The sequence below is a fragment of the Methylosinus sp. Ce-a6 genome (genome assembly GCF_009811655.1).
GTDB lineage: Bacteria > Pseudomonadota > Alphaproteobacteria > Rhizobiales > Beijerinckiaceae > Methylosinus.
In genome coordinates, this window is the sequence record NZ_BGJX01000001.1 from 211,096 (window position 1) to 233,904 (window position 22,809).

The 22,809-nt window shown below is 65.6% G+C and carries 24 protein-coding genes; 11 read left to right on the forward strand and 13 right to left on the reverse strand.

The genetic code is table 11. The features are described 5' to 3' along the window. Positions 1–35: 35 nt before the first annotated feature. Positions 36–842 carry a molybdate ABC transporter substrate-binding protein gene (gene modA, locus Mspo_RS01085; RefSeq protein ID WP_159726084.1) on the reverse strand — a complete coding sequence of 269 codons (807 nt, stop codon included), beginning with the start codon at positions 840–842 and terminating at the stop codon, positions 36–38. Between the two features lie 210 nt (positions 843–1,052). On the opposite strand from modA, the gene Mspo_RS01090 reads away from it, so the two are divergent. Together Mspo_RS01090 and Mspo_RS01095 are read left to right on the forward strand one after the other, a co-directional pair. Beyond that, complete coding sequence (locus tag Mspo_RS01090; protein ID WP_159726085.1) at positions 1,053–1,931, forward strand: helix-turn-helix transcriptional regulator; 879 nt, start codon at positions 1,053–1,055, stop codon at positions 1,929–1,931. Between the two features lie 122 nt (positions 1,932–2,053). After that, positions 2,054–2,479, forward strand: coding sequence for a group III truncated hemoglobin (locus Mspo_RS01095; RefSeq protein ID WP_159726086.1), 426 nt, complete (start codon positions 2,054–2,056; stop codon positions 2,477–2,479). Positions 2,480–2,495: 16 nt separating this feature from the next. Here the strand turns inward: Mspo_RS01095 and Mspo_RS01100 are convergent, their stop codons facing one another. Both Mspo_RS01100 and Mspo_RS01105 read right to left on the reverse strand, forming a co-directional pair. Next, positions 2,496–2,747 (reverse strand): helix-turn-helix domain-containing protein, encoded by a 252-nt coding sequence (locus tag Mspo_RS01100; RefSeq protein ID WP_159726087.1) that lies wholly within the window; start codon positions 2,745–2,747, stop codon positions 2,496–2,498. Positions 2,748–3,129: 382 nt separating this feature from the next. Further along, entirely contained in the window at positions 3,130–3,972 is an 843-nt protein-coding gene (locus Mspo_RS01105) for a hypothetical protein (RefSeq protein WP_159726088.1), read from the reverse strand. A gap of 288 nt (positions 3,973–4,260) precedes the next feature. On the opposite strand from Mspo_RS01105, the gene Mspo_RS19760 reads away from it, so the two are divergent. Next, a complete protein-coding gene (locus Mspo_RS19760; RefSeq protein ID WP_244613021.1) occupies positions 4,261–4,590 on the forward strand; it encodes a hypothetical protein in 330 nt (109 codons plus the stop codon). A 141-nt stretch (positions 4,591–4,731) separates the two neighbouring features. Then, a complete protein-coding gene (locus Mspo_RS01115) occupies positions 4,732–5,220 on the forward strand; it encodes a TOBE domain-containing protein (protein WP_159726089.1) in 489 nt (162 codons plus the stop codon). Here Mspo_RS01115 and Mspo_RS01120 read toward each other — a convergent pair. The 3 genes from Mspo_RS01120 to Mspo_RS01130 all read right to left on the reverse strand — a co-directional run bounded on the left by Mspo_RS01120 (position 5,135) and on the right by Mspo_RS01130 (position 7,012). Continuing rightward, the gene (locus Mspo_RS01120; protein WP_159726090.1) at positions 5,135–5,551 is read right to left on the reverse strand and encodes a winged helix-turn-helix domain-containing protein; all 417 of its coding nucleotides are present in this window, start codon (positions 5,549–5,551) and stop codon (positions 5,135–5,137) included. The two genes, Mspo_RS01115 and Mspo_RS01120, sit on opposite strands and share 86 nt — an antisense overlap. Positions 5,552–5,637: 86 nt before the next feature. Then, entirely contained in the window at positions 5,638–6,507 is an 870-nt protein-coding gene (locus Mspo_RS01125; protein ID WP_201281594.1) for a xanthine dehydrogenase, read from the reverse strand. Positions 6,508–6,676: 169 nt separating this feature from the next. Beyond that, positions 6,677–7,012 (reverse strand): cupin domain-containing protein, encoded by a 336-nt coding sequence (locus tag Mspo_RS01130; RefSeq protein WP_159726091.1) that lies wholly within the window; start codon positions 7,010–7,012, stop codon positions 6,677–6,679. Positions 7,013–7,120: 108 nt separating this feature from the next. Between Mspo_RS01130 and Mspo_RS01135 the strand changes: the two genes are divergently transcribed. Continuing rightward, on the forward strand, positions 7,121–8,527 hold the full coding sequence (locus tag Mspo_RS01135; protein WP_159726092.1) for a glycoside hydrolase family 15 protein: 1,407 nt from the start codon (positions 7,121–7,123) through the stop codon (positions 8,525–8,527). 41 nt (positions 8,528–8,568) lie between these two features. On the opposite strand, the gene Mspo_RS01140 is transcribed toward Mspo_RS01135, so the two are convergent. The 5 genes from Mspo_RS01140 to Mspo_RS01160 all read right to left on the reverse strand — a co-directional run bounded on the left by Mspo_RS01140 (position 8,569) and on the right by Mspo_RS01160 (position 13,794). After that, complete coding sequence (locus tag Mspo_RS01140) at positions 8,569–9,753, reverse strand: site-specific DNA-methyltransferase (protein WP_305847240.1); 1,185 nt, start codon at positions 9,751–9,753, stop codon at positions 8,569–8,571. Between the two features lie 143 nt (positions 9,754–9,896). Continuing rightward, the gene (locus tag Mspo_RS01145; RefSeq protein ID WP_159726094.1) at positions 9,897–10,514 is read right to left on the reverse strand and encodes a ribonuclease HII; all 618 of its coding nucleotides are present in this window, start codon (positions 10,512–10,514) and stop codon (positions 9,897–9,899) included. Positions 10,515–10,696: 182 nt separating this feature from the next. Further along, positions 10,697–11,878 (reverse strand): PA0069 family radical SAM protein, encoded by a 1,182-nt coding sequence (locus Mspo_RS01150; RefSeq protein WP_159726095.1) that lies wholly within the window; start codon positions 11,876–11,878, stop codon positions 10,697–10,699. 452 nt (positions 11,879–12,330) lie between these two features. Continuing rightward, positions 12,331–13,056, reverse strand: a complete 726-nt coding sequence (locus Mspo_RS01155; RefSeq protein ID WP_159726096.1) for a class I SAM-dependent methyltransferase — start codon at positions 13,054–13,056, stop codon at positions 12,331–12,333. A 6-nt stretch (positions 13,057–13,062) separates the two neighbouring features. Next, positions 13,063–13,794 carry a cytochrome c biogenesis CcdA family protein gene (locus Mspo_RS01160; protein WP_159726097.1) on the reverse strand — a complete coding sequence of 244 codons (732 nt, stop codon included), beginning with the start codon at positions 13,792–13,794 and terminating at the stop codon, positions 13,063–13,065. Between the two features lie 101 nt (positions 13,795–13,895). On the opposite strand from Mspo_RS01160, the gene Mspo_RS01165 reads away from it, so the two are divergent. Together Mspo_RS01165 and phhA are read left to right on the forward strand one after the other, a co-directional pair. Continuing rightward, positions 13,896–15,263: a tryptophanase gene (locus Mspo_RS01165; RefSeq protein WP_159726098.1), complete on the forward strand. Its 1,368-nt coding sequence runs from the start codon at positions 13,896–13,898 to the stop codon at positions 15,261–15,263. Positions 15,264–15,331: 68 nt separating this feature from the next. Beyond that, positions 15,332–16,198 (forward strand): phenylalanine 4-monooxygenase, encoded by an 867-nt coding sequence (gene phhA / locus Mspo_RS01170; RefSeq protein WP_159726099.1) that lies wholly within the window; start codon positions 15,332–15,334, stop codon positions 16,196–16,198. A gap of 268 nt (positions 16,199–16,466) precedes the next feature. Here the strand turns inward: phhA and Mspo_RS01175 are convergent, their stop codons facing one another. Then, on the reverse strand, positions 16,467–17,705 hold the full coding sequence (locus tag Mspo_RS01175) for a M48 family metallopeptidase (RefSeq protein ID WP_159726100.1): 1,239 nt from the start codon (positions 17,703–17,705) through the stop codon (positions 16,467–16,469). Between the two features lie 70 nt (positions 17,706–17,775). Further along, on the reverse strand, positions 17,776–19,002 hold the full coding sequence (locus tag Mspo_RS01180) for a TCR/Tet family MFS transporter (protein ID WP_159726101.1): 1,227 nt from the start codon (positions 19,000–19,002) through the stop codon (positions 17,776–17,778). Positions 19,003–19,388: 386 nt separating this feature from the next. Here Mspo_RS01180 and rfbB point away from each other — a divergent pair, with 386 nt between their 5' ends. From rfbB to rfbA, 4 genes are read left to right on the forward strand one after another with little or no spacing between them, the layout of a single operon-like run. After that, positions 19,389–20,426, forward strand: coding sequence for a dTDP-glucose 4,6-dehydratase (rfbB, locus tag Mspo_RS01185; RefSeq protein WP_159726147.1), 1,038 nt, complete (start codon positions 19,389–19,391; stop codon positions 20,424–20,426). 27 nt (positions 20,427–20,453) lie between these two features. Next, positions 20,454–21,011 (forward strand): dTDP-4-dehydrorhamnose 3,5-epimerase, encoded by a 558-nt coding sequence (rfbC, locus tag Mspo_RS01190; protein WP_159726102.1) that lies wholly within the window; start codon positions 20,454–20,456, stop codon positions 21,009–21,011. Between the two features lie 8 nt (positions 21,012–21,019). Continuing rightward, a complete protein-coding gene (gene rfbD / locus Mspo_RS01195) occupies positions 21,020–21,907 on the forward strand; it encodes a dTDP-4-dehydrorhamnose reductase (RefSeq protein ID WP_159726148.1) in 888 nt (295 codons plus the stop codon). An 11-nt stretch (positions 21,908–21,918) separates the two neighbouring features. Then, complete coding sequence (rfbA, locus tag Mspo_RS01200) at positions 21,919–22,788, forward strand: glucose-1-phosphate thymidylyltransferase RfbA (protein WP_159726103.1); 870 nt, start codon at positions 21,919–21,921, stop codon at positions 22,786–22,788. Positions 22,789–22,809 lie beyond the last annotated feature (21 nt).

Sequence of the window (22,809 nt, forward strand, 5' to 3'; positions counted from 1 at the left end):
GCCGCGCGGCGCGCAGCCGCGCCTTTGTCTGTCGGTCAGCGCAGAACGGCGAAGCCCTGCTTCTTATAGAAGCCCGCGGCGTCCGGACCCTTCAGATAGGCGAAGAATTTCGCCGCGGCGTCGCTCGTCGAGGAGGCGGTCAGCGCGAAAGGATAGACGATCGGCGGATGGGTGGACGCCGGGAAGGTGGCGACGACCGAGACTTTCGGCTCGGAAAGCGCGTCGGTCAGATAGACGATGCCGAGCGGCGCCTCGTCGCGCGCGACGAAGAGCAGCGCGGCGCGCACATTCTCCGCGAAAGCGAAGCGCGATTCGAGATCCTCCCACAGATTGAGCTGCTGCAACGCCGCTTTCGCATATTTGCCGACCGGCACCGAGGCCGGATCGCCGGTGGCGATGCGGCCGCTGTCGCCGAGCGCGCCGAGCAGCGCGCTTTTTTCCAGCGTGACCTTCTTCCCGCCCGTGATCTTCGGCGCGACGAGCACGAGGCTGTTGCCGAGCAGATTGGTGCGCGCGCCCTCCTTCAGCAGGCCGCGCGAGGAGAGATAATCGGCGGAGGCGGTGTCGGCCGAGATGAAAATATCCGCCGGCGCGCCGGCCTCGATCTGCTTGGCGAGCGGCAGCGAAGCGGCATAGCTGATCGAGACCTCGACGCCCGTCTTCTTCTTATAGGCCGCTGCCGCGTCGTCGAGCGCATTTTTGAGGCTCGCCGCCGCGAACACCGTCACCGTCTTGGCGCCGGTTGCCTTGTCGGCGCCGGCCGCAGGCGCTTCGGCGAAGGCGGGGGTGAAATTCAGCGACAGAAAAGCGGCGACGAGCGCCGGACTTGCCAGTTTGGCCATGAGAACCACTCCGATGTTCGGCCCGATGTGCGAGCCCTGTCACAGTTATGCATATATTTTTCCGAACGGTGAGTCTTTTACATGAATTTGCATGAAAAAGCCGCATGCCGTCGCGCGGACACGCGCAAATCATGCGCTTTCAATTTGCAGATGAGATTGTCGACGGCCGAACGTCATGTTATTTTTTCCGCGTATCGGAAAAAACGCACAATGTCTGAATTTCTCACCACGCGCGAGCTCGCCGCCCTTCTGCGCGTCAAGGAACGCAAGGTCTACGATCTCGCCGCCGAAGGCGCTCTGCCGGTGCGCCGAGTGACCGGCAAGCTGCTGTTTCCGCGGGGCGAAATCGAGGAGTGGCTGGCGGCTGGCGCGAGCGGCCGGGCGCCTCGCGCGGAAACCGCGTCGCGGCCGCTCGTCGTGGCCGGCGGCCATGACCCGCTGCTCGAATGGGCGTTGCGCGAATCGCGCTGCGGCGTCGCCGCTCTGCTCGACGGGGCGCTGGACGGACTGGAGCGGGCGGCCGCGGGCGGCTGCATCGCCGCGGGCCTGCATATTCCCGAGCCGGGCGGCGGCTGGAATGTCGAGACGGTGGCCAAACAACTCGCGGGAGAGCCGATCGTCGTCATCGAATGGGCCGAGCGCCGTCGCGGGCTGATGTTTCGCAAGGGACTGCCGCGGCGTATCGCCTGCCTCGCCGATGCGCGCGACCTCGCCTTTCAGTCGCGTCAGCCGGAGGCCGGCAGCGAGCTCGTCCTGTCCCTGCTGCTCGAGCGAGAAGGGCTGAAGCGCGAGCAATTGCGCCTCGTTCCCGCGGTGGAGCGCACGGAGACCGATCTCGCCTCGGCGATCGCCGCGGGACGCGCCGACATCGGCCTCGGCCTCGAGGCGAGCGCGCGTCAGTTCGGCCTCGACTTCGCGCCGCAGATCGTCGAACGCTTCGACCTCGTCGTCTGGCGCAAGGCCTATTTCGACCCGCCCTGGCAGAGGCTGATGCGCTTTTGCGCGGGCGAGACGTTCAAGGAGCGCGCCGCGCGGTTCGGCGGCTATGACGTCTCACATTTCGGCGCCGTGCGCTTCAACGCGGATTAATGCGTTTCCGGCCGAAGCGGAGGCCGGTTCGGCGTTGGAAACGCGTCAATGAAACATGAACAGACTCCAGCGACCTCTGGCGCCCGCCTTGCTGTATCGTCACAGGAACAGGAGGAGAGACAATGTCGGATTCCCCCGAAGCGAGCGTCGTGACCGATCGCGCGACGATCGAAGTCGCGATCTCGACCTGCGTTCGCGCTTTCTACGACAAGGGCCTCGCCGACCCGCTGCTCGGCCCGATTTTCGGCGCCATACCGGAACTCGACCATCATCTCGACGTCATCGCGAATTTCTGGTCGAAATCGCTGCTCGGCACGGATCGCTACCAGGGACATCCTTTCGCGGTTCACATCGATCTGCCGGTCGAGCCCGAACATTTCGCGCGCTGGCTGGAGCTCTTCACAGAGGCGGCGCGCGAAAATCTCCCCTCTGTCGAAGCCGAGCAGGCCATCGCCAAGGCGACCCATATGTCGCAATGTTTCCAGGGCGGGCTGTTCCCCTTCACCGGGGCCGACGGCAAGCCGTCGTCCCGGCTGCCGCCGCGCTGAGCAAAGCTCCGCTTTTCTACGGCCGGCCGAAGGCGCGCGCGATAAAACGTGCGAAGACCGCGCTCGGATCGGCGTTCATCGCTCGCACGAATTCGACGAACTCGACCACGTCGAGGCGGCGCTCACCTCGCTCGCACTTCGATATGAAGGACTGCGTCGCGCCGAGACGCTGCCCGAGCTCCGCCTGAGTGAGATTGGCTTCTTCACGCGCGGCGATCAAAACCGCAAGGAGATCTTTATAGGCTTCGCTGTGGACCGAGTGGCCCATGCCGCGCGGCTCCGGTCGCGAGGGATGAGCTTCGGCACATAAAGCCCTTTTCAGACTAGTCCAAAATCGACTATTATGGTCTGGACCAACGCTCAATCAGACTCGTCGGCACATTTCATTCGAAACTCATATTGCGGAGTATCGTCGTGAGAAGCCGAATAACCATTACGGATTTAGATCGCCCGAAAGAATCGCTCGAGGTCGAACTCGTCGCGTCCGATAAGCAAGGCCTCACGCTGGCTGTTCCAAATACGCTCGTCCAATTCAGAATGTCCCGCCGCGGGCCGAGCGATTTCTATGTAGGATCGCTGGGAGGGCGCAGCTATTATTTCAACCCGCCCCCGGGCGATGAAGTCCTACTCGGCTCGTCTCTGCGCCTCGACTAGATGGAGAGCCCGCCGCCGCCCTCCAGAAAGGCGTCCCATGAGAAGGGCGTCCAACCTTCCGCCTGCATCTCTATGGCGAAGGACACGCCGCGCGCGATGAGCCGGTTGCGCGCGGTCATGCCGGCGACCTGAGCGCCGCTCGAGGCGGCGATGTCGGCGACGGGCGTGCCGATGGCGACCGCCCTGCCCTGCTTGATGATCCCGCGGATGCGGCCGCCATAGGGCGTGAGGACCGGCGCGCCGTCGATCGCGCCGAAGGCTTCGCCCGCCTCGACGATATTGCCTATGTCCTTGAACATTTTGAAGAGTCCGGCGGCCGGCGCGCGAATGGGCTCCGCCTCCGCCAGATCGGCCTCCGCGCGCGGGCCCGGCCCGTCGCCGGGCCGACGAATCGCGCCCGGATCCTTGCCATAGGCGTCGACGGCGAGATCGCAGTTCTCGCCCGGATTGGAGCCCGGCGCGACGCCTATGGTGAGGCCGGCGAGATTTTTGACCGAGAAAGGGTCCTTGCGCGGCGCCATTTCGGCGTCGACGACGACCTCCCAGGGCCAGCGCTCGAGAATTTCATTGAGCGGATGCGTGAGCACCGGCACGAACATGCGGCTGCGCAGGCCGAGCATGAATTCGGCGACGAGATCGGCGCGGCGCGCCTCCACGCCCTCGAGCACGCTCGAACCGTCGAACCAGGCGTCCGAAAAGGTCATTTTGCGGCGCAGATCGGGCGGCGGCGCCGCCTCGTGAAGGGCGACGATATGATCGGCGAGGAACAGCTCACGCGCGATGGCGGAGGCCGTTTCGCCGATGCCGAGAACGAGGACGCAGGAATGTCTGTCGGACATGACGGCTCTCATCGGCTTCAGTTGATACGGGTTTTGCGAGCAAGCAAGAATCTGGCCTTTCTTGCGAAAGCGGCGCCATTCGCAGCGCATTCGCAGCCCCGGCGCGCATGACGACGGTGACCTTATGCCGCAGGCGAAAATCTCCCAGTCTGGAACTTTTGCAATATAGTTTGGTATACGGCTCGCATAGAAGGAAATGTTTTCGGGCAAAGACGCCGGCTCGGCCGATCCGTCGAAGGCCCGAGAATTCGGAGAGCGCCGCGAAACACGGCGAAGATGGAGGACGATGTGCAACCGAATGTTTCTTCAGAGGTCTCGACGGAAGTCGGCCATGTCGCGACTGTCCCCGCGAATGTTCCCTCGGCTGTCGAGCCGGCGGAAAAGGACGCCAGCGTCGCGACCGCGGTCGGCGACAATGTCATCATCATGGTGCGTTTCCGCCCCGATACGACCGTCTGGGAAATCAATGGACTTCCCGCCCATCTCGACAAGCAGGCTTGGTTCAACCTGCTGTGCAAGCGCGCCGGCGACAAATTCGAGGCGCGCGCCGGCGGCCGCGGCTATTTCCGTCTGACCCGCGAGCAATATGAGGCGATCGCCGCCCGCAATCCGAACTGACGAATCGACGGACGCCGCCGCGCGGCGTCCGTGTCCCGGCCGAGGCCCGTCGACGCGCCTTATGCGCCGTTTTCGCTGTAAAAAGCGCCCATTTCCCTATTAAAATATGAGATTGGCGTATTTCTCGCTTGCTCGGCGATCATGCTGGACAAGACGACGCCGCTTTTCGCTCGAACCCATGATTACGTGTCGGTTTTTCCGGCGCGCGTCCTGCGTCACGATGCGCAGGCCGGCCTCTCGACGCTGTTCTTCGCCGGGGGAGAGTTGCGTGTGCCGCTCGTCGAGGCCGCGGTCGGCGCGGCGATAGAGGCGCAGATCGACGCGCGCGACGTCTCCATCGCCCTTTCGCGGCCGATGGATGTGTCCATTCTCAATCGCCTGCCGGGCAAGATCATCGAGATCGAGGTTCTGCCGCCGCCCTTCGCGCGCGCCGGCATTTCGCTCGGCGGCGCGCGCGTCGACGCGCTGATCACCCATGAATCGGTGGAGCGGCTCGCCCTGGTCGAAGGACTGTCGGCCTGGGCGATGATCAAGACGATCGCGATCAGCGGTCGGACGCTCGATCCCGACGAGGCTCCGGTTCCGCGTCATTGGCCGTCTTCTGATAGGACCAGTCGAGCGCGCCGATGATCTCGTCCAGCGTGCGCTTGGCCGAATTGGCCGCATGGCGCTCGATGGAGCGATAGACGCTCACCAGCCGCTCGCCGAAAGGCGTGATCTGCGCCCCACCCTCGCGCCGGCCGGGGAAAGTCGCCACGACCGGGCTTTCGAAGGTCCGGTTGAGCGCGTCCACCGAGAGCCAGCATTTGCGATAGGACAGGCCGAGCGCCCGGCTCGCGCCGATGATCGAGCGCTCCTTGCGCACGGCGTCGATCAGCTCGAGATCCGCCGGCGCGAGCACCCCGCCATTGGGCAGCTTCAAAATCACGCCGACCTGCGGCGCATCCGTATCCGTTCGCATCTTACGGCCTCCTCGAGACGCCGCGACCTGTATGTGACAAAATATAGCTGAAATGCGACGCCGCTGTCACATTGGGGACAGGAATGTCAGTGTGCGACAAAAGGCCCGTCGATCGGCGTCGCCTCGCGTTTGGCGAGCTCGACGCGGATCGCCCGGCCGACGGCGCTCGCGACCAGCGCCGATCGCTCGTCTATGCCGGTCCATTTGGCGGAGCGGCCGCGCGGATCGATCTCGAGAAGCTTGACCCCAGCAGGGATTTGCAGGCCGTCGCGGGCCACGCCGCGCAGCACGCCGTCGAGCGGCGCGGCGACCGGCTCGCCGTCCAGATGGCCGACGACGAAATCCTTGAACACGAGGACGCCTATGTCGATCGCCGAATGCCACAGGCCCTGCTTGGCCGAATAGGCGAATCGCTCCTCGCCGACATCGCCGAGGCGGTTCGGAACATGGTCGGCCGGCTCGGTCGCGCCTTCCCGAACGATGAGGCCGGCCTGCGAGGGCTTGGTCTCGATGGCGATATCGCAATTGCGGCCGACGGCGAAATTGGGCCCGAGCCCGACCGCGACCTTGGCGAGATGCCTGAGATCGGGCGTCGCGCGATATTTCTGCAGGCGCGCGTCGACGAGCGCATGGGCCGTGCGCACCGCCACGAGATCGTGGAACTGCATCGGCGTCACCGCGACCTTGGTCGTGTAGTCGAGGATTTCGACGAGCTCCATCGTCGTGTCGGCGCGTTCGGCGGCGACCTCCTCGAGTGTGATGCGCTCGCCATAGAGACAGTCGTGAAACGCCATCCGGCGGCGAATGACGGGCGGAAATGGATCATGGCTGAGCACGCAGGCCCAGCCGATCCGGTTCATATGCACGGCGACCGCCGAAGCGATCTCATTCGTTCCCAATATGACGGCCAAGGGGCGCTTCCGCCGCGGCGTCAAAAATTCGTGTCGAGGGCGCATCGCTCACTCCTGATCTTGAAGCAGGGGGAAGCAAGCCGCGCGCCAGCGCTCATGCAATATATTTTCTAGTAGAATCAGTCAGATGATATAATTCATCGCGCCGGCGACGCCGGCTATCCTATATTGTTATGTATATAACATGGGCGGTTTCCGACAGGCGGGCGCCGCGTCAGGCGCCGTCGCCGCGGAAATGGACCGCGAGCCATACGGTCGGCAACGCCGCATCGGTCCATTCCACCCGGTGGAGCCGATGCGCGGCGATCTCGAGATAGTCGCCGGGCGCGAGAACGAAAATCTCTTCGCGATCGGCGAAGCGCAGGCCCGCGGAGCCGGCGAGAAGGATCACCCATTCCGCCTCCTCCTGATCGTGCCAGAAGCCGGGAGGGCTCGCCTGGCCGAAGGAGACGATTCGCTCGACGAGAAGGCCGGGCGTGGTGAGCAGAGGGAGAAACTGCTCCTCCTGCGCCTTCTCCGGCAGATCGACGAAAATATTGCGCGGGCCCATGCGTCTTCTCCCTCGGCCGGGCGGCCGCGCTTGTCGGCCGCGCCCCGAATAAGTAAGCCATTCGTGCGACGATGCGGCGAAATCCGGCCCGCAAGATGAACGAGCATGATGAACGAGGAAGAAACGCCCGCCTTGGAGGAATGGACGCGGCGGCAGCTCGAAGCGTCTCTCACGCTCATGCTCCGGTCGATCTCCGCGACGGGGCTCACGCGAGAGCGCCCCGAATTCTTCCAGAAGATCACCCCTCGGCCGGGCTCGGTCGTCGCCTCTCCCGAGACCGACCCTGCCGCCAAGCCCGATTACTTTTTCCATTGGCTGCGCGATTCCGCGGTCGTCGTCGACGCGCTCGCGCTCGCCATCGAGCACGGATGGGCCGATCGCGCCCATCTGCGCCATTTGCGGGACTTTGTGCAGTTCAGTCTCGAGGTCGGTCGGCTCGACGGCCCCGCCCTGCTCGCGAGGCGCGGCGCGGGGACGACATCGCAGCCCGAGCTCGCGCGCTATCTGCGCAGCGAGACCGAGCTCGCGGAGATCGTGGGCGATCACGCCCTCGCAGAGGCGCGGGTCAATCCGGACGGCAGCCTCGACCTGCTGAAATGGGCCAGGCCGCAATATGACGGCCCGGCCTTGCGGGCTCTGGCGCTGCTGCGGCGTCTGCCGCTGTTCGCGCAGGACGCGCCGCAGGCGGCGCAGGCTCTGCTCGAACGCGATCTCGTCTACCTCGCCGCCAAAGTGGACGAGCCCTGCTTCGATCTCTGGGAATATCGCTTCGGCCATCACTACAACATGCGCCTCGTCGGCCTGGCGGCGCTGACGCGCGGGGCCGAATGGGCGCGGGAGGCCGGATTGGGGCAAACCGCAGCAGCCTGCGAGGCGGCGGCCGTCCGGGCGCAGGCAGGGCTCGAGCATCATTGGAGCGCGGAAAACGGCTATTATCTCTCGGCGATCAGAGCCGCGCAGACGCCGGGCGATCTCGATCTCGATTCGGCCGTCATCCTCGCCGTCGTCGAGGCGGGCTTGCCGCAGGGACGGCACAGCGTCCTCGATCCGCGGGTTCAATCGACCCTCGAACGGCTGGAGCGTCTGTTCGGCGAGCTGTTTCCGCTCAATGCCGATCTCGCGCCGCAGGACGCGCCGCTGCTCGGACGCTTTCGCGGCGATGGTTATTACGGAGGCGGCGTCTTTCTCTTCGCGGCGCTGGCGGCCGCCGAGGTCTATTATCGCCTCTGCGCGCATGTGGCCTGCGGCGGCGCGCTCGTCGCCGAAGAAGAGAATCGGCGCTTCCGCGAGTCTCTCGGCGCCGCGCAGGGCGACGAGCTCGCGCTGCGCCTGAGACGGCGCGGCGATTCCATTCTGCGCGCGATCGCCCGCCACACGCCCGAATCCGGGGAAATGTCCGAGCAGCTCGACAGGGCGACGGGCGCGCCGGCCTCGGCGCGCAATCTCGCCTGGAGCTATGCCGCTTTCGTCTCCGCTTTGGCCGCGCGAGAAAAGTCGATGGCGCCGACGCGCTGATCGCCAACGCCGGACCGGCGTCCACTTCGGCTGGAAGCGCTTTATTCCGCGGCCTCACGCAGGCGGGCGCGGGCGACGGCGCGCAAATCGTCGATCGGCGCGAGGCCTGAGCCCGATTCGAAATGCCAGAAGGTCCAGCCATTGCAGGCGGGCAGGCCCTGGACCAGCGCGCCGATCTTGTGAATCGATCCGACCACCGGGCCGATGGTCAGCGCGCCGTCGGCGCGGATGACGGCCTTGTGGCGGCGCCCGGCGTCGGTGAGCGTCGCGCCCGGCGCGACGAGCCCCGCCTCGACGATGGACGCGAAGGGGATGCGCATCTCGCCGCGCTTGGTCGGCGCCGGCGCGACCGCCTCGGCCGGCAGAGGCGAGACCGCCGCAATGCGCGCGCGCGCCGCGGCGGCGTAGACCGGGTCGCGCTCTACGCCGAAATAGTCGCGGCCGAGCAGCCGCGCCGCCGCTCCCGTCGTGCCGGAGCCGAAGAAAGGATCGAGCACGAGATCGCCCGGATTGCTGGCGGCGAGCAGAATGCGCGAGAGCAGAGCCTCGGGCTTTTGCGTCGGATGCGTCTTGCGGCCGCTGGCGTCTTTCAGGCGCTCGCCGCCCGAGCAGATCGGCAGCAGCCAGTCCGAGCGCATCTGGCAATCCTCATTGCCGGCTTTCAGCGCCTCGTAATGGAAAGTGTAATTGCGCGCCGAAGCGTCGCGCGCCGCCCAGATCAGCGTCTCATGGGCGTTGGTGAAGCGACGGCCGCGGAAATTCGGCATCGGATTGTTCTTGCGCCACACGATGTCGTTCAGGATCCAGAATCCGAGGTCCTGCATGATCGCGCCGACGCGGAAGATATTGTGATAGGAGCCGATGACGAAAATGGTGGCGCAGGGCTTCATCGCCCGCCGCGCCGCCGCCAGCCAATCGCGCGTGAAGGCGTCATAGGCGGAAAAATCGGCGAATTTGTCCCAATCCTCGTCGACCGCGTCGACGAGGCTCTGATCGGGCCGCGTGAGCTTATTGGCGAGCTGGAGATTATAGGGCGGGTCGGCGAAGACGAGATCGACGCTCTCCTCCGGCAGGCTCAGCATGACCTCGACGCTGTCGCCGACGACGACCGCGTTGCGGGAAATCGCGCGGCTAGGCGCGCGAGGCGGCCCGAAATTCGACGCCCCAGTACGCGAGACCTTTATCTGGGACTTGGGGCGGGCCGCCCCGACGCGCGCGCTACTCATGAACGGAACACCGCCTACGCAACCAACGCTGCGAAGATTGCCCGATCGCGGTAAAAGCCGGGTTTAGGAAGCCCGTGCGCGGCTGTCTCTTTTCCGCACGGCTTCGTTAAGAAATCGCAAGTTCACCAGATATTTACAAAACGTCAGGGGGCGTTTGCGCGCGCCTCTCGCAGCGGCGAGAAGCTCATGCGGTGGAACGGCGTCGGCCCATGCGCCCGCAAGGCCGCGAGATGTTCCGGCGTGCCATAGCCCGCATTGGTCGCAAATCCGTAATGGGGGTAGAACGCGGCGAGGCGACGCATCTGGCGGTCGCGCAGGATTTTGGCGACGATCGACGCTGCGGCGATGGAGAGACAAATCGCGTCGCCCTTGACGATCGCCTCGCCCGGGCAGGCGAGCTCCGGCAGATCGCGGCCGTCGACGAGAACGAAGCCCGGCGCGATATGAAGCGCGGCGACGGCCCGCGCCATGGCGAGCAGGCTCGCGCGGCGGATATTCAGCGCGTCGATCTCCTCGACGCTGGCGAAAGCGACGCCGATCGCCAATGCGCGCGCGGCGATGCGCTCGAAGGCCTCCTCCCGCGCCTTGGCCGACATGGCTTTCGAATCGTCCACCCCGTCCGGCAGGCGCTTCGGATCGAGAATGACCGCCGCCGCGGCGACCGGCCCGGCGAGGGGGCCGCGCCCGACCTCGTCGACGCCGGCGACGGGCCGACGACCCTCGCCCAGAATGCGCGTCTCGGTGAGAAAATGGGGAGGCATTTCGGGCTGGCTGTGCTGCGGGTCTCGCTGCGCAAGAAAGCATGAACAGCGAGCGCCGGCAATCGGCGCTAGAGCGCTTTCCGATCGAACGGAATCGTTCGATCGATCAGAATTCGCTCCAATGAAAGAATGTTAGAGCGCTATCCGATCCAGTCGGATCGGATAGCGCTCTAAAAAACGCTCTAAAACAGGCTGAGCTGCTCGGCGCCGCAGCGGGGCGGCCGAAAGAGATCCGCGCGCAGCCGCGTGCGGGAAAAGCCGAGCCGCGTCGAAGCGAGCTCGAAACGGCGCCCGGTCATCCAGGCGTAGGGGCCGTCTCCGGTCATGCGCTTGTCGAAGGAGGGATCATAGAGCTTGCCGTCGCGCGCCGAGCGCACGAGCGACAGCACATGCCGCGCCTTGGCCGGAAAATGCGTGACCAGCCATTCGCTGAACAATTCCCGCAATTCGAGCGGCAGGCGCAGCATCACATAGCCGGCCTCCCGCGCGCCGGCGGCGTGGGCGCGCGTCAATATGGTCTCGATCTCGGCGTCGTTGATCGCCGGAATGATCGGCGCGACCAGAACCGCGACGGGAATTTTGGCCTCCGCCAGCCGCTCGATCGTGGCGAGGCGCCGCTCGGGCGAGGCGGCGCGCGGCTCCATCGCCCGCGCCAGCGCGGGATCGAGCGTCGTCATCGAGATCGCGACCTTGACGAGTCCCTTGCGCGCCATGGGCGCGAGAATGTCGATGTCGCGCACGACGAGCGAGGATTTGGTGACGATGCCGATCGGATGATCGGCGCGGCTCGCGACCTCGAGCAGGCTCCGCGTGACGCGGTAGCGCTTCTCCAGCGGCTGATAGGGGTCCGTATTGGCGCCGATGGCGATCGTCTTCGGCGAATAATTGCGCGCCGACAATTCGCGCTCGAGCAATTGCGCCGCGCCCTCCTTGACGAAAATCTCCGTCTCGAAGTCGAGCCCCGGCGAGAGGCCCATATAGGCGTGGCTCGGCCGCGCGTAGCAATAGACGCAGCCGTGCTCGCAGCCGCGATAGGGATTGATCGACCGGTCGAAGGAAATGTCCGGCGAATCATTGCGCGTCACAATCGTCTTGGCGCGCTCCATATGGACATTGGTGCGGAACTCGCCGAGCTCCTCGAGGCAATTCCAGCCGTCATCCGTCTCGACGCGCCGCTCGCGCTCGAAACGGCCGCTCTCATTGGAGAGCGCGCCGCGCCCGCGCCGCCGCGCCGGATCGACGATCGGGCGCTCCTCCGAGGAGAAACTCACGACCGCGCCTATGGCCTCGCGGCTCGACTGCGCCGCCCGGCGCCAATCGCTTTTCTCCGCCTTCTCCACCAGACGTTTCGCCGAGCTCGCCATGGCGACAATCTCCTTGCCGGCCTTTTCCAGCCGGCATTTCTTGGCAGGCGCGTCGCCGCGCTTCGGCTCGCGGCCGGGACGCCCACGCGCGACACTGGGGCGCCTTCGGCCGCGAGCCTCGATGCGACGCGTACAACTCGAGGGGACTTGTTTACTTACGCAGGGAACGTTTGACGAACAACAGAACATATACGGAACACATGAGAGGCCGTCAAGCGGCTCTCGCTGGTCTCGCTCGATTTCGGATGTTCGACAGGCCCGTGCGACCGTTAACGGCGCGTCGACCGCTTTTGCGAAAATCAGGCGCGTTTCACGCAGACGCCGCGCTCTTGTCATTGTCCGGTCACGCCCGGAGGCTAGCTATGACAAAGAGCGATCGACGGCTCGAGCCGCCGAGAACTCTAACGCCGGGCCGGAGGTACGTCCGGCGTTTTTCTTTTGTGGAGCCGCTTTTAAGGCTTGATCGCGGTCAGCAGCGTATCGACGCCGTCGCGATATTCGACGCGAATGTCGGAAAAGCCGATCGCTTCCATCCGCTCCAGCGCCGGGGCCAGATACATTATATGCTCCGGCGATTCGTCGCTGAAGAGATGGGCGACCCAATCCTCGAGCAGATCGTAGCGGCCGATCGCCCCGAGCTTCTGGAACCAGCTTCTCACCTCAGCTTGCGTCGCGGCGAGATGAGCGGCGCGGTCGTCCATCGCATAGCGGTCGCCATTGACGAAGAGACCGCCCGGCTTCAGCACGCGGAATATCTCCGCCAACGTCTCGCGACGATAGTCGTCGAGAAAATTATGGACCGCATAATTCGAGGAGACGAAATCGAGGCTCGCATCGGCGAGGCCGCGAAGAAAGCCGAGAGCGTCGGCCTCGACGAATTGGACGCGGCCGGCCGCGACCCGATCGGAGAGATGCGAGCGCGCCTGATCCAGCATTTTCGCGGCGCTGTCGATGGCGGTGAGATGCAATTCGTCGCGCCCGGCGAGAAGCGGGAGCGTGCTCACGCCTGTGCCGCAGCCGATCTCGAGCCCCTCGAGCTTTTCGCCCTCGCGCCAATGCGCGACGCGATCCGCCACCCTGCGGGCGAGCAACGCCGCATTGGGGCAGATGAGCTCCAACATGCGATATTCGGCGCCGATCGGCCCGGTGAAGAGATTTTCGTCTATGTGCTGCGCCATGTGCGGTCAGCCGAAATTCGCGAGACCGGGGAAGGTCTGCAGCAGCCAGAAGGAGAAATTCTGCATCCCGCCGGTGAGAAAAGCGAGGCCCGTGAGCACGAGCAGAGCGCCGACGATTTTCTCCACCTTGCCGAAATGCATTTTGAAACGCTGCATGAAGCCCATGAAAGGCCCCATGGCGGCGGCGGCGGCGAGGAAGGGGAGGCCGAGGCCGGCCGAATAGATCGCGAGCAGAGCCGCGCCCTTGGCGACCGTCTCCTGCGAGCTGGCAACGGCGAGAATGGCGGCGAGGATGGGCCCGATGCAGGGCGTCCAGCCGAAAGCGAAAGCGAGGCCCATCACATAGGCGCCGAGCCGTCCGACCGGACGGCCGACGTCGAAGCGCTTCTCGCGATAGAGCAGGCCGATCTTGAACACGCCGAGGAAATGCAGGCCCATCAGAATGATGGCGATACCGGCGGCGATCGACAATATCTCCAGATTGGCGCGCAGAACCTTGCCGAACACGCTCGCCGTCGCGCCGAGCGCGACGAAGACCGTCGAGAAGCCGGCGACGAAGAGCAGAGAGGCGATGAGCACGTCGCGACGCGCGCGCGACTTGCCGACGACGGTCAGCTCCTCGAGGCTCGCGCCCGCGATGAAGGTGAGATAGGGCGGCACCAAGGGCAGCACGCAGGGGCTCAGAAACGAGAGCACGCCCGCCGCGGCGGCGGCGGGAAAAGTGACATCGGCCGCCATGAGGTCTCCTCTATTCGCGCCGACGCTTTTGCCACAGGCGACGACGTCACGTAAAGCGGCGCCGGCGCCGCGCCCTATTTCGTATCGCGAAGGAGACGAATATGCGCACCATCATCGAGCCCTTCCGCATAAAAATGACCGAAGCTCTGCCGATCACCACGCGGCAGACGCGCGAGGAACGGCTGAAGGCGGCGCATTACAATGTGTTTCTGCTCGACGCCGAAAATATCACCATCGACCTTCTGACCGACAGCGGCACGGGCGCCATGTCGGACCGGCAATGGGCCGCGCTCATGCTCGGCGACGAGAGCTACGCCGGAAGCAGATCCTGGCGCCGCTTCGAGAAGACCATTCGCGACATCACCGGTTTCAAGCATATTTTTCCCACGCATCAGGGCCGCGCGGCGGAGCGCATTCTCGCCGCCACGAGGCTGAAGAGAGGCGACATCGTCCCCAACAACAGCCATTTCGACACGACGCGCGCCAACATCGAATATGTCGGCGCGACGGCGCTCGATCTGCCGAGCGCAAAAGCCGCCGACATTCACGCGGAAACGCGCTTCAAAGGCGATATCGATCTCGAGGCGCTGGAGCGCGTGCTCGAGCGAGAGGGCAAGAAAATTCCCTTCTGCATGATAACGGCGACGAACAACGCCGGCGGCGGCCAGCCCGTCTCGCTGGGCAATATCCGCGCGGCCAAGGCTCTGCTCGAGCGGCATGGGATTCCGCTGGCGCTCGACGCCTGCCGCTTCGCGGAGAACGCCTATTTCATCAAGCTGTGGGAGGAAGGCTACGCCGACCGCGCTCTCATCGACATAGCGCGCGAGATGTTCTCGCTCTGCGACGGCGCGACGATGAGCGCCAAAAAGGACGGGCTCGCCAATATCGGCGGATTCTTCGCCTGCAATGACGACGGCTGGGCGGAGGATTTCCGCAATCTCCTGATCCTCACCGAGGGCTTTCCGACCTATGGCGGCCTCGCCGGACGCGATCTCGAAGCGATCGCCGTCGGGCTCGAGGAGGCGCTGGAGGAGGATTACCAGCGCTATCGCCATGCGACCGTCGAATATCTCGCGTCTCGCCTCGTCGCGCGCGGCGTCCCCATCGTGCGGCCGGCGGGCGGCCACGCCGTCTTCATCGACGCCGCGGGCGTCTGCCCGCATCTTCGCCCGACGGATTTTCCTGGCATAGGCCTTACCGCTGCGCTCTATCTCGAGGGCGGCGTGCGTGGCGTGGAGCTCGGCAGCCTGATGTTCGGCCGCAGCAATGAGGATGGGACGGAGACGCCGGCGCCGCGCGAATTGGTGCGCCTCGCCTTTCCGCGCCGCGTCTATACGCAGAGCCATTTCGACTATGTGATCGAGACGATCGAGAGCGTCTTTCGCGAGGCCGCCGCGATCCCGCCGTTTCGCATCGTGAAACAGGCGCCGTTCCTGCGCCATTTCACCGCGCATTTCGCGCCGGCCTGAGCGGCTTTGCATGGGGGCGCCTACCGCCTATCTAATTCCGAGAGGCCCGGCTTCTCGAGGAGGGCGGCATGGAGAAAGACAAGAACCGTTACGCCGACGCGCCGCGCCGGGCGGATTGGACGATCGACCAGAATTGGCCCTCCTATAGCGCGGCCGAGCACGACCGCTGGAACCGGCTCTATGCGCGCCAGGCGCGGCTCCTGCCCGGCCGCGCCTGCGACGAATTTCTCGCCGCCATGGACGCGCTGGCGCTGTCGCCCGGCGGCGTTCCCGATTTCGAGGAGCTCGGCGCGCGCCTTTACGCGCTGACCGGCTGGCGCGTCGTCGCCGTCGCCGGCCTCGTGCCGGACGATGTCTTCTTCGAGCATCTCGCCAACCGGCGCTTTCCCGCCGGCGCCTTCATCCGCCCGGAGGAGGAGCTCGACTATCTCGAGGAGCCGGATGTCTTCCATGATGTGTTCGGCCATGTCCCGCTGCTCGCCAACCCCGTCTATGCGCGGTTCATGCAGGCCTATGGCGAGGGCGGGCGGCGGGCGCTGGCGCGCGGCCAGCTCGCCAATCTCGCGCGGCTCTATTGGTATACGGTGGAGTTCGGGCTCGTCGCCGCGCCCTCGGGGCTGCGTATTTTCGGCGCCGGGATACTCTCCTCGCCGGCCGAGACGGTCTTTTCGATCGAGGACATGTCTCCCAATCGCATCGCCTTCGATCTCGAGCGTGTGATGCGCACCAATTACGTCATCGACGATTTCCAGCAGTGCTATTTCGTCATCGACGGTTTCGAGCGCCTGCTCGAGGCCTGCTATCGGGATTTCGGCCCCATCTATGAGCGGCTGCGGTCCGCGGCCGATCTCGCTCCGCATGAGATCACGCCCGGCGACACGCTGATCACGCGCGGCGATTTCCATTATTTCCGTGGCAAGGCGGATGCGGCGTGACCATCGTTGCGGCAGTATAGCGAGTGGTGAGTGGTGAGTGGTGAGTAGTGAATAGGGCAGATTCCCCACTCACTACTCACTACTGCCTACTGCCCACTCATACGGTTTCCGTGTGAATGCTTCGCATTCCGCATGGTCGTCATTGCGAGGAGCGGAGCGACGAAGCAATCCTTCAGCCGCCCCACGGCACTGGATTGCTTCGCTTCGCTCGCAATGACGGACGGGCGGTCATCGCTTCTTCGAGCGAAGCGATCACACGGAAACGATATCACACGTGTCCAGCCTCCTCGAGCGCCGCGATGCGGATCGGAGCCGGCGGATGCGAATAATAGAAGAGCGCATAGAGCCGGTCCGGCGTCAGCGTCGAGAGATTGTCGCGCGAGAGCTTGGTCAGCGCGCTGACCATCGGCTCCTTGCCATAGATCGAGCGGGCGAAGCCGTCGGCCTCGAATTCGGCGCGGCGCGACAGGAAATTGGTGAGCGGCGACAAAAGATGGACGATGGGCGCGGCCGCGGTCAGCGCGATGACCAATATGACGCCCGGATCGTTCGGCAGGCCGAAGGCGCCGGCGAGCCCTCGCGTGAAGGCGAGGTGCAGCGCCGCGAAGCCCAGGAAGAGAATGGCCGACGCCTGCAGAACACGCTGCCGCACATGGCCGAATTTATAATGCCCGAGCTCATGGGCGAGGATGGCGAGGATCTCGTCTCCCGTATGCTTGCGCAGCAGAGTGTCGAAGAAGACGATTCGCTTCGCCTTGCCGAAGCCGGAAAAATAAGCGTTGCCATGGGTCGAGCGGGTCGAGGCGTCCATGACGAAGAGCCCGCCCGACTCGAAGCCGCAACGGGAGAGCAATTGCTCCATGCGCGCCTGCAGCGCCTCGTCCTCGAGCGGTGCGAATTTGTTGAAGATAGGGGCGATGAAGGAGGGGTAGATCACCGTCATGGCCAGCAGCAGAGCCACCGAGACGACGAAGCCCGCGATCCACCAATAGTCGGGCGAGAAGCGCGCCGCGAAGAACAGGCCGTAGAGCAGCGGAACGAAGAAGAGCAGCCAGAGCGCCGCGCCCTTCGCCTCGTCGAGCAGGAACATGGCGGGGGTCGAACGGTTGAAGCCGAAGCGCGCCTCGAGGCCGAAGGTCTCGGCGAGCGAGAAGGGCAGGCGCAGCAGATGGTCGACGACCGCCACGGCGACGACGACCGCCACGCTGAGCGAGAGGCCGGGCGCGAAGACTTGCGCGAGCAGCCCGTGGAGAGGGCCGAGCAGGAGGGCGAGCCAGGCGATGGCGAGCGTCGCGTCGAGCAGGGTCTCGGCGACGGAGAGGCGCATGCGCGCGGCCGTGTAGTCCGCGGCGCGGCAATGATCCTCCGCCGTGATCGTCGCCGCGAATTGCGCCGGCGGACGACCGCGATCGGCGAGCGCCGCCCGCTCCTGCCTACGCTGCAGATAGACGCCGAGAATGGCGGAGGAGAAAATGGCGAGATAGACCGCCGCAGCGACGAGGCTCATGCGCATGTCCGGATTGGCCGGCAAAGACCGACGACGACCAATATAATCGGCCGCGCGGCGGATTGCGACGTCAGACGGAGGTGGGCAGCGCCACGGCGCCGCTCACGGCGCTGCGGGCCACGACGAGGCTCGCGGCGAGCAGCAGCGCCGCGACGAAATAGCCCGCTCCCGGAAAGCCGCCGGCGCCGATCGAGAGGGAGAGAATCTGCGTGAAGAACAGCGGGCCGACCATTCCCGAGACGGCGCGCAGGCTCGCCAGCGCCCCTTGCAGCCGCCCCTGCTCCGAGGCCGAGGCGAAACGCGTCGCAAGACCCTGAAAGGCCGGATTGGCCATCGCCCAGAGCGCGATGAGCGGCGGCGCCGCCATGAACATCCCGCCCGTCGGCGCGAAGGCGTAGGCGGCGAAGCCGAGCGCGCCGGCGGCCAGAGCGACGACCATCGTCGCGCGTTCGCCGAAGCGCTTGACCGCCGGCCGCACCAATCCGCCGGATACGACCGTCTGCGACACGCCGACGATGGCGAGCGCCCAGCCTGTCGTCTCCGCGTCCCAATGGTAGCGATATTCGGTGTAGAGCACGAAGAGGCTCGGCAGCGACTCATGCGCGAGATAGGAGAGGAAGATCGCGACCGCCAGCAGTCCGAGCGCTCGCTCCCGCCGCAAGAAGTCCAGCGAGCCCAGCACATTGGCGCTGCGCCACAGGATCGAGGCCGTGCGCTTCTCCGGCGCGAGCGACTCCGGCAGGATGAAATAGCCATAGGCCGCATTGACGAGGCTCAGCGCCGCCGCCGCCCAGAAGGGATAACGCAGGTCGTGACTGCCGAGCACGCCGCCGAGCGCCGGGCCGAGGATGAAGCCCACTCCGAAGGCCGCGCCGATCATGCCGAAGCGCCCGGCGCGCTTCTCCGGTTCCGTGATGTCCGCGATATAGGCGGTCGCCGTCGACACGCTCGCCGCCGTCACGCCCGATATCAGCCGCCCGACGAAAAGGAAGGACAGGGACGGCGCGAGCGCCATGAACACATAGTCGAGCCCCATGCCCAGATTGGAGAGCAGCACGACTGGCCGGCGGCCGAAACGATCCGACAGCGCCCCGAGCACGGGCTGAAACAGGAATTGCATGAAGGCCCAGGCGAAACCGAACACGCCCGTCGCGATGGACGCGCTCTTCAAATCGCCGCCTTCGAATTCCACGATGAGCTTGGGAAGCACCGGGATCATCACGCCGAGCGCCAGCATGTCGAGCGCGACGGTGACCAGGATGAAGGCGAAGGCCGCCTTGCCGGGACGCTGAAACATCGATTACTCTCGGAAGGGTCGCCGGTTTGTCACGGCGCCACGGGCGGCGGGATAGCGCGAAACCGCCGTCCCGCGCAAGGAGTCTGGAATTGGTCCAAACTTCCCGCGGCTGGCCCCTCTTCGCGGAGAGACGCTCCAGGCCGCGGAGCGACGGCGCGAGAATATGTTTTTAAGAACATATAGATGGAAAAGGCAGACCAAAGAGGTCGGAATGAGCCGCAATTGACAGAGCGCGCGCGATCTTCCAATAGCCGCTCGGATCGACAATTTTCGGGCGTCGAGGACGGCGCAAGACCTTCGACCGGAACGAGGTGCTTTTCGTGGATGCGTCTTATTTCTCGGAGACTGCGGCCCGAGACGGATCGAGCGATAAGAAGCGGCTGCTCGTGACCGGCGGCGCCGGATTCATCGGCTCGGCGCTCTCGCGGCGCATCATCGAGACGACGCCGCACGAGCTGCTCGTCTTCGACAAGCTCACTTACGCCGGCAATCTCGATTCGCTTGCGCCCATCGCCGGCGATCGGCGCTACTCCTTTCGCCGCGCCGACATCTGCGACCGCGCCGCCGTCGACGCCGCTTTCGAGGAGTTCCGGCCCGATGTGGTGATGCATCTCGCCGCCGAGAGCCATGTCGATCGCTCCATCGACGGCCCCGCCGCCTTCATCGAGACCAATGTCGTCGGCACATTCACCCTGCTCGCCGCCGCGCTCGACCATTGGCGCCGCCTCGACGCGGACAAGGCCGCCGGCTTTCGCTTCCTGCATGTCTCGACCGACGAGGTCTTTGGCGCGCTCGGGGCCGAGGGGCTGTTCCGCGAGGACACGCCCTATGCGCCGAACTCGCCCTATTCCGCCTCCAAGGCCGGCTCCGACCATCTCGCCCGCGCCTGGCGCGAGACCTATGGCCTGCCGACCATCGTCACCAATTGCTCCAATAATTACGGCCCCTATCACTTCCCGGAAAAGCTCATTCCGCTCACCATTCTCAATGCGCTCGAGGAAAAGCCGCTGCCGGTCTATGGTCGCGGCGAGAATGTGCGCGACTGGCTCTATGTCGAGGATCACGCCGAGGCGCTGCTTCTCGTCGCGCGCGCCGGCGTCGTCGGGCAATCCTATAATGTCGGCGGCCGCTCGGAGATGCGCAACATAGAGGTCGTGCAGGCGATCTGCGATATCCTCGACGAGATCAGGCCCCGCGCGCGCTCCTACCGCGAGCTGATCGCCTTCGTGCAGGATCGGCCGGGCCATGATCTGCGCTATGCGATCGATTGCTCCAAGATCGAGCGCGAGCTCGGTTGGCGCGCCAAGGAGAGCTTTGCGAGCGGGCTGCGCAAGACCGTGCGCTGGTATCTCGATAATGAGGAGTGGTGGAGAGCGATCCGCTCCGGAAAATATCGCGGCGAGCGTCTCGGCTGCGTCGCCTGACGCGCTCGCCTTCCGCAAGAGGACAGCATGAAGGTCGAAGACACGGCGCTCGATGGCGTCAAGATCGTCACGCCGGATCGGTTCGGCGACGCGCGCGGCTTTTTCTCCGAGACCTATAATCAAAGGCGCTGGGAGGAGCGCGGCCTGCCGCCGCTCGGCTTCGTGCAGGACAATCATTCGCTCTCGCGCGATACGGGCGTCCTCCGTGGCCTGCACTTCCAGATGGCGCCCTTCGCGCAGGACAAGCTGGTGCGCGTCACGCGTGGCCGCATTCTGGACGTCGTGGTCGACATTCGCCGCTCTTCGCCGAGCTTCGGACGCCATGTCGCCGTGGAGCTCTCCGCCGAGAATTGGCGGCAATTGCTCGTTCCGATCGGATTCGCGCATGGCTTCTGCACGCTCGAGCCCGATACGGAGGTCATCTATAAGGTGACGAATTTCTATTCGGCGCCGCATGATCGCGGTCTCGCCTTCGACGATCCCGACCTCGACATCGCCTGGCCGGTCGCGCCCGACCGCGCCATTCTTTCGGACAAGGATCGCCGCTGGCCGCGCCTGCGCGATCTCGCCGACACATTCGATTGAGAACGATGATGCGCATCGCCGTCACCGGGACTCGAGGCCAGATCGTCTCCTCCTTGCGCGAGCGCGCGGCGGAAAAAGCGGAGATCGTCGCGCTCGGCCGGCCGCTGCTCGATCTAACGAACCGCGCGAGCGTGCGCGCGGCGCTGCTCGACGCGCGCTGCGACGCGATCGTCAACGCGGCCGCCTATACCGCCGTCGACAAGGCCGAGCAGGAGGAAGAGCTCGCCATGCGCGTCAATGGCGAGGGCGCCGGCCATGTCGCCGAAGCGGCTGCCGAGCTCGGCGTTCCCCTGCTGCATTTTTCGACCGATTATGTGTTCGACGGCTCCGCCGCGCGCCCTTATCGCGAGGACGATCCCACGGCGCCGCTCGGCGCCTATGGCCGCTCCAAGCTCGAGGGCGAGAGGCGCGTCGCCGCGCTCTGCCCGAACGCCGCGATCTTGCGCACGGCCTGGGTCTACAGCCCCTTCGGCGCGAATTTCGTGCGCACCATGCTGCGGCTCGGCGAGACGCGCGAGGAGGTCGGCGTCGTCGCCGATCAGCTCGGCAATCCGACGAGCGCGCTCGATATCGCCGACGCGACGCTTCTCCTCGCCGCGCGCCTCGTCCGCGACCGCGCGCCGGAGCTGCGCGGCATGTTTCACATGACGGGCGCGGGCGAAGCGTGCTGGGCCGATGTCGCCGAGGCGATCTTCGCGCGCGCCACGGAGCGCGGCCGGCGAGCGGTGCGCGTTCGCCGCATCGCGACGGCCGACTACCCGACGCCGGCGCGGCGCCCGGCCAATTCGCGCCTCGACAACGCCAAACTTTCGCAGATCTATCGCGTCGCCCTGCCCGAGTGGCGCTCATCGCTCGGCAATTGCGTCGACCGGCTGCTGGCCGGCTCCGCTCATTGAGGAAAAAGATCATGCGTGGAATCATTCTCGCCGGCGGCAGCGGCACGCGCCTTCACCCCGCGACGCTCGCCGTCTCCAAGCAATTGCTGCCGGTCTATGACAAGCCGATGATCTATTATCCGCTGAGCGCGCTGATGCTCGCGGGCGTGCGCGAAATTCTCGTCATCACGACGCCGGAGGACGAAGCGGCCTTTCGGCGCCTGCTCGGCTCCGGCGCGCAATGGGGTCTTTCCCTCTCCTACGCCGTTCAGCCGCGCCCGGACGGGCTGGCGCAGGCCTATATCATCGGCGCGGGCTTCGTCGAAGGGAGAGGCTCCGTTCTGGTGCTCGGCGACAATATTTTCTACGGCCACGGCCTCACCGACTCGCTGGCCAAGGCGAGAGAAGTCGGCCGCGGCGCCACCGTCTTCGCCTATCACGTCGCCGATCCGGAACGTTACGGCGTCGTCGATTTCGACGCCGACGGCCGCGCGCTGTCGCTCGAGGAAAAGCCGAAAGCGCCGAAATCCAATTGGGCGGTCACGGGGCTCTACTTCTACGACGAGCGCGCGCCGCATTTCGCGGCGGAGCTCAGACCCTCCGCGCGCGGCGAATTGGAGATCACCGATCTCAACAACACCTATCTCCAGCGCGGCGAATTGAACGTCGAGCGCTTGGGACGCGGCTTCGCCTGGCTCGACACCGGCACGCCCGCTTCGCTGCTCGAGGCGGCCGAATATGTCCGCGCGATAGAGCTCCGTCAGGGGCAGCGCATCGCCTGCCTCGAGGAGATCGCCTTCCGCCAGGGCTGGATCGACGCCGAGACGCTGCGCGCCGCCGCGCAGAAATTCGCCAAGAGCCAGTATGGCGCCTATCTCGCGCAGCTGATGCGCGAGCGCTGAGCGCCGGCGCCTCGCGCATCT

What these genes read in the sequence shown, in the direction of transcription:
- rfbA (WP_159726103.1), top strand. Translation starts at nt 21,919, where the DNA reads ATGCGTGGAATCATTCTCGCCGGCGGCAGCGGCACGCGCCTTCACCCC.
- Mspo_RS01095 (WP_159726086.1), top strand. Translation starts at nt 2,054, where the DNA reads ATGTCGGATTCCCCCGAAGCGAGCGTCGTGACCGATCGCGCGACGATC.
- Mspo_RS01105 (WP_159726088.1), bottom strand. Translation starts at nt 3,972, where the DNA reads ATGTCCGACAGACATTCCTGCGTCCTCGTTCTCGGCATCGGCGAAACG.
- Mspo_RS01100 (WP_159726087.1), bottom strand. Translation starts at nt 2,747, where the DNA reads ATGGGCCACTCGGTCCACAGCGAAGCCTATAAAGATCTCCTTGCGGTT.
- rfbD (WP_159726148.1), top strand. Translation starts at nt 21,020, where the DNA reads ATGCGCATCGCCGTCACCGGGACTCGAGGCCAGATCGTCTCCTCCTTG.
- phhA (WP_159726099.1), top strand. Translation starts at nt 15,332, where the DNA reads ATGGAGAAAGACAAGAACCGTTACGCCGACGCGCCGCGCCGGGCGGAT.
- Mspo_RS01155 (WP_159726096.1), bottom strand. Translation starts at nt 13,056, where the DNA reads ATGGCGCAGCACATAGACGAAAATCTCTTCACCGGGCCGATCGGCGCC.
- Mspo_RS01125 (WP_201281594.1), bottom strand. Translation starts at nt 6,507, where the DNA reads ATGCGCCCTCGACACGAATTTTTGACGCCGCGGCGGAAGCGCCCCTTG.
- Mspo_RS01165 (WP_159726098.1), top strand. Translation starts at nt 13,896, where the DNA reads ATGCGCACCATCATCGAGCCCTTCCGCATAAAAATGACCGAAGCTCTG.
- Mspo_RS01115 (WP_159726089.1), top strand. Translation starts at nt 4,732, where the DNA reads ATGCTGGACAAGACGACGCCGCTTTTCGCTCGAACCCATGATTACGTG.
- Mspo_RS01120 (WP_159726090.1), bottom strand. Translation starts at nt 5,551, where the DNA reads ATGCGAACGGATACGGATGCGCCGCAGGTCGGCGTGATTTTGAAGCTG.
- modA (WP_159726084.1), bottom strand. Translation starts at nt 842, where the DNA reads ATGGCCAAACTGGCAAGTCCGGCGCTCGTCGCCGCTTTTCTGTCGCTG.
- Mspo_RS01145 (WP_159726094.1), bottom strand. Translation starts at nt 10,514, where the DNA reads ATGCCTCCCCATTTTCTCACCGAGACGCGCATTCTGGGCGAGGGTCGT.
- Mspo_RS01180 (WP_159726101.1), bottom strand. Translation starts at nt 19,002, where the DNA reads ATGTTTCAGCGTCCCGGCAAGGCGGCCTTCGCCTTCATCCTGGTCACC.
- Mspo_RS01090 (WP_159726085.1), top strand. Translation starts at nt 1,053, where the DNA reads ATGTCTGAATTTCTCACCACGCGCGAGCTCGCCGCCCTTCTGCGCGTC.
- Mspo_RS01175 (WP_159726100.1), bottom strand. Translation starts at nt 17,705, where the DNA reads ATGAGCCTCGTCGCTGCGGCGGTCTATCTCGCCATTTTCTCCTCCGCC.
- Mspo_RS01160 (WP_159726097.1), bottom strand. Translation starts at nt 13,794, where the DNA reads ATGGCGGCCGATGTCACTTTTCCCGCCGCCGCCGCGGCGGGCGTGCTC.
- Mspo_RS01150 (WP_159726095.1), bottom strand. Translation starts at nt 11,878, where the DNA reads ATGGCGAGCTCGGCGAAACGTCTGGTGGAGAAGGCGGAGAAAAGCGAT.
- rfbC (WP_159726102.1), top strand. Translation starts at nt 20,454, where the DNA reads ATGAAGGTCGAAGACACGGCGCTCGATGGCGTCAAGATCGTCACGCCG.
- Mspo_RS01130 (WP_159726091.1), bottom strand. Translation starts at nt 7,012, where the DNA reads ATGGGCCCGCGCAATATTTTCGTCGATCTGCCGGAGAAGGCGCAGGAG.
- Mspo_RS01135 (WP_159726092.1), top strand. Translation starts at nt 7,121, where the DNA reads ATGAACGAGGAAGAAACGCCCGCCTTGGAGGAATGGACGCGGCGGCAG.
- Mspo_RS01140 (WP_305847240.1), bottom strand. Translation starts at nt 9,753, where the DNA reads ATGAGTAGCGCGCGCGTCGGGGCGGCCCGCCCCAAGTCCCAGATAAAG.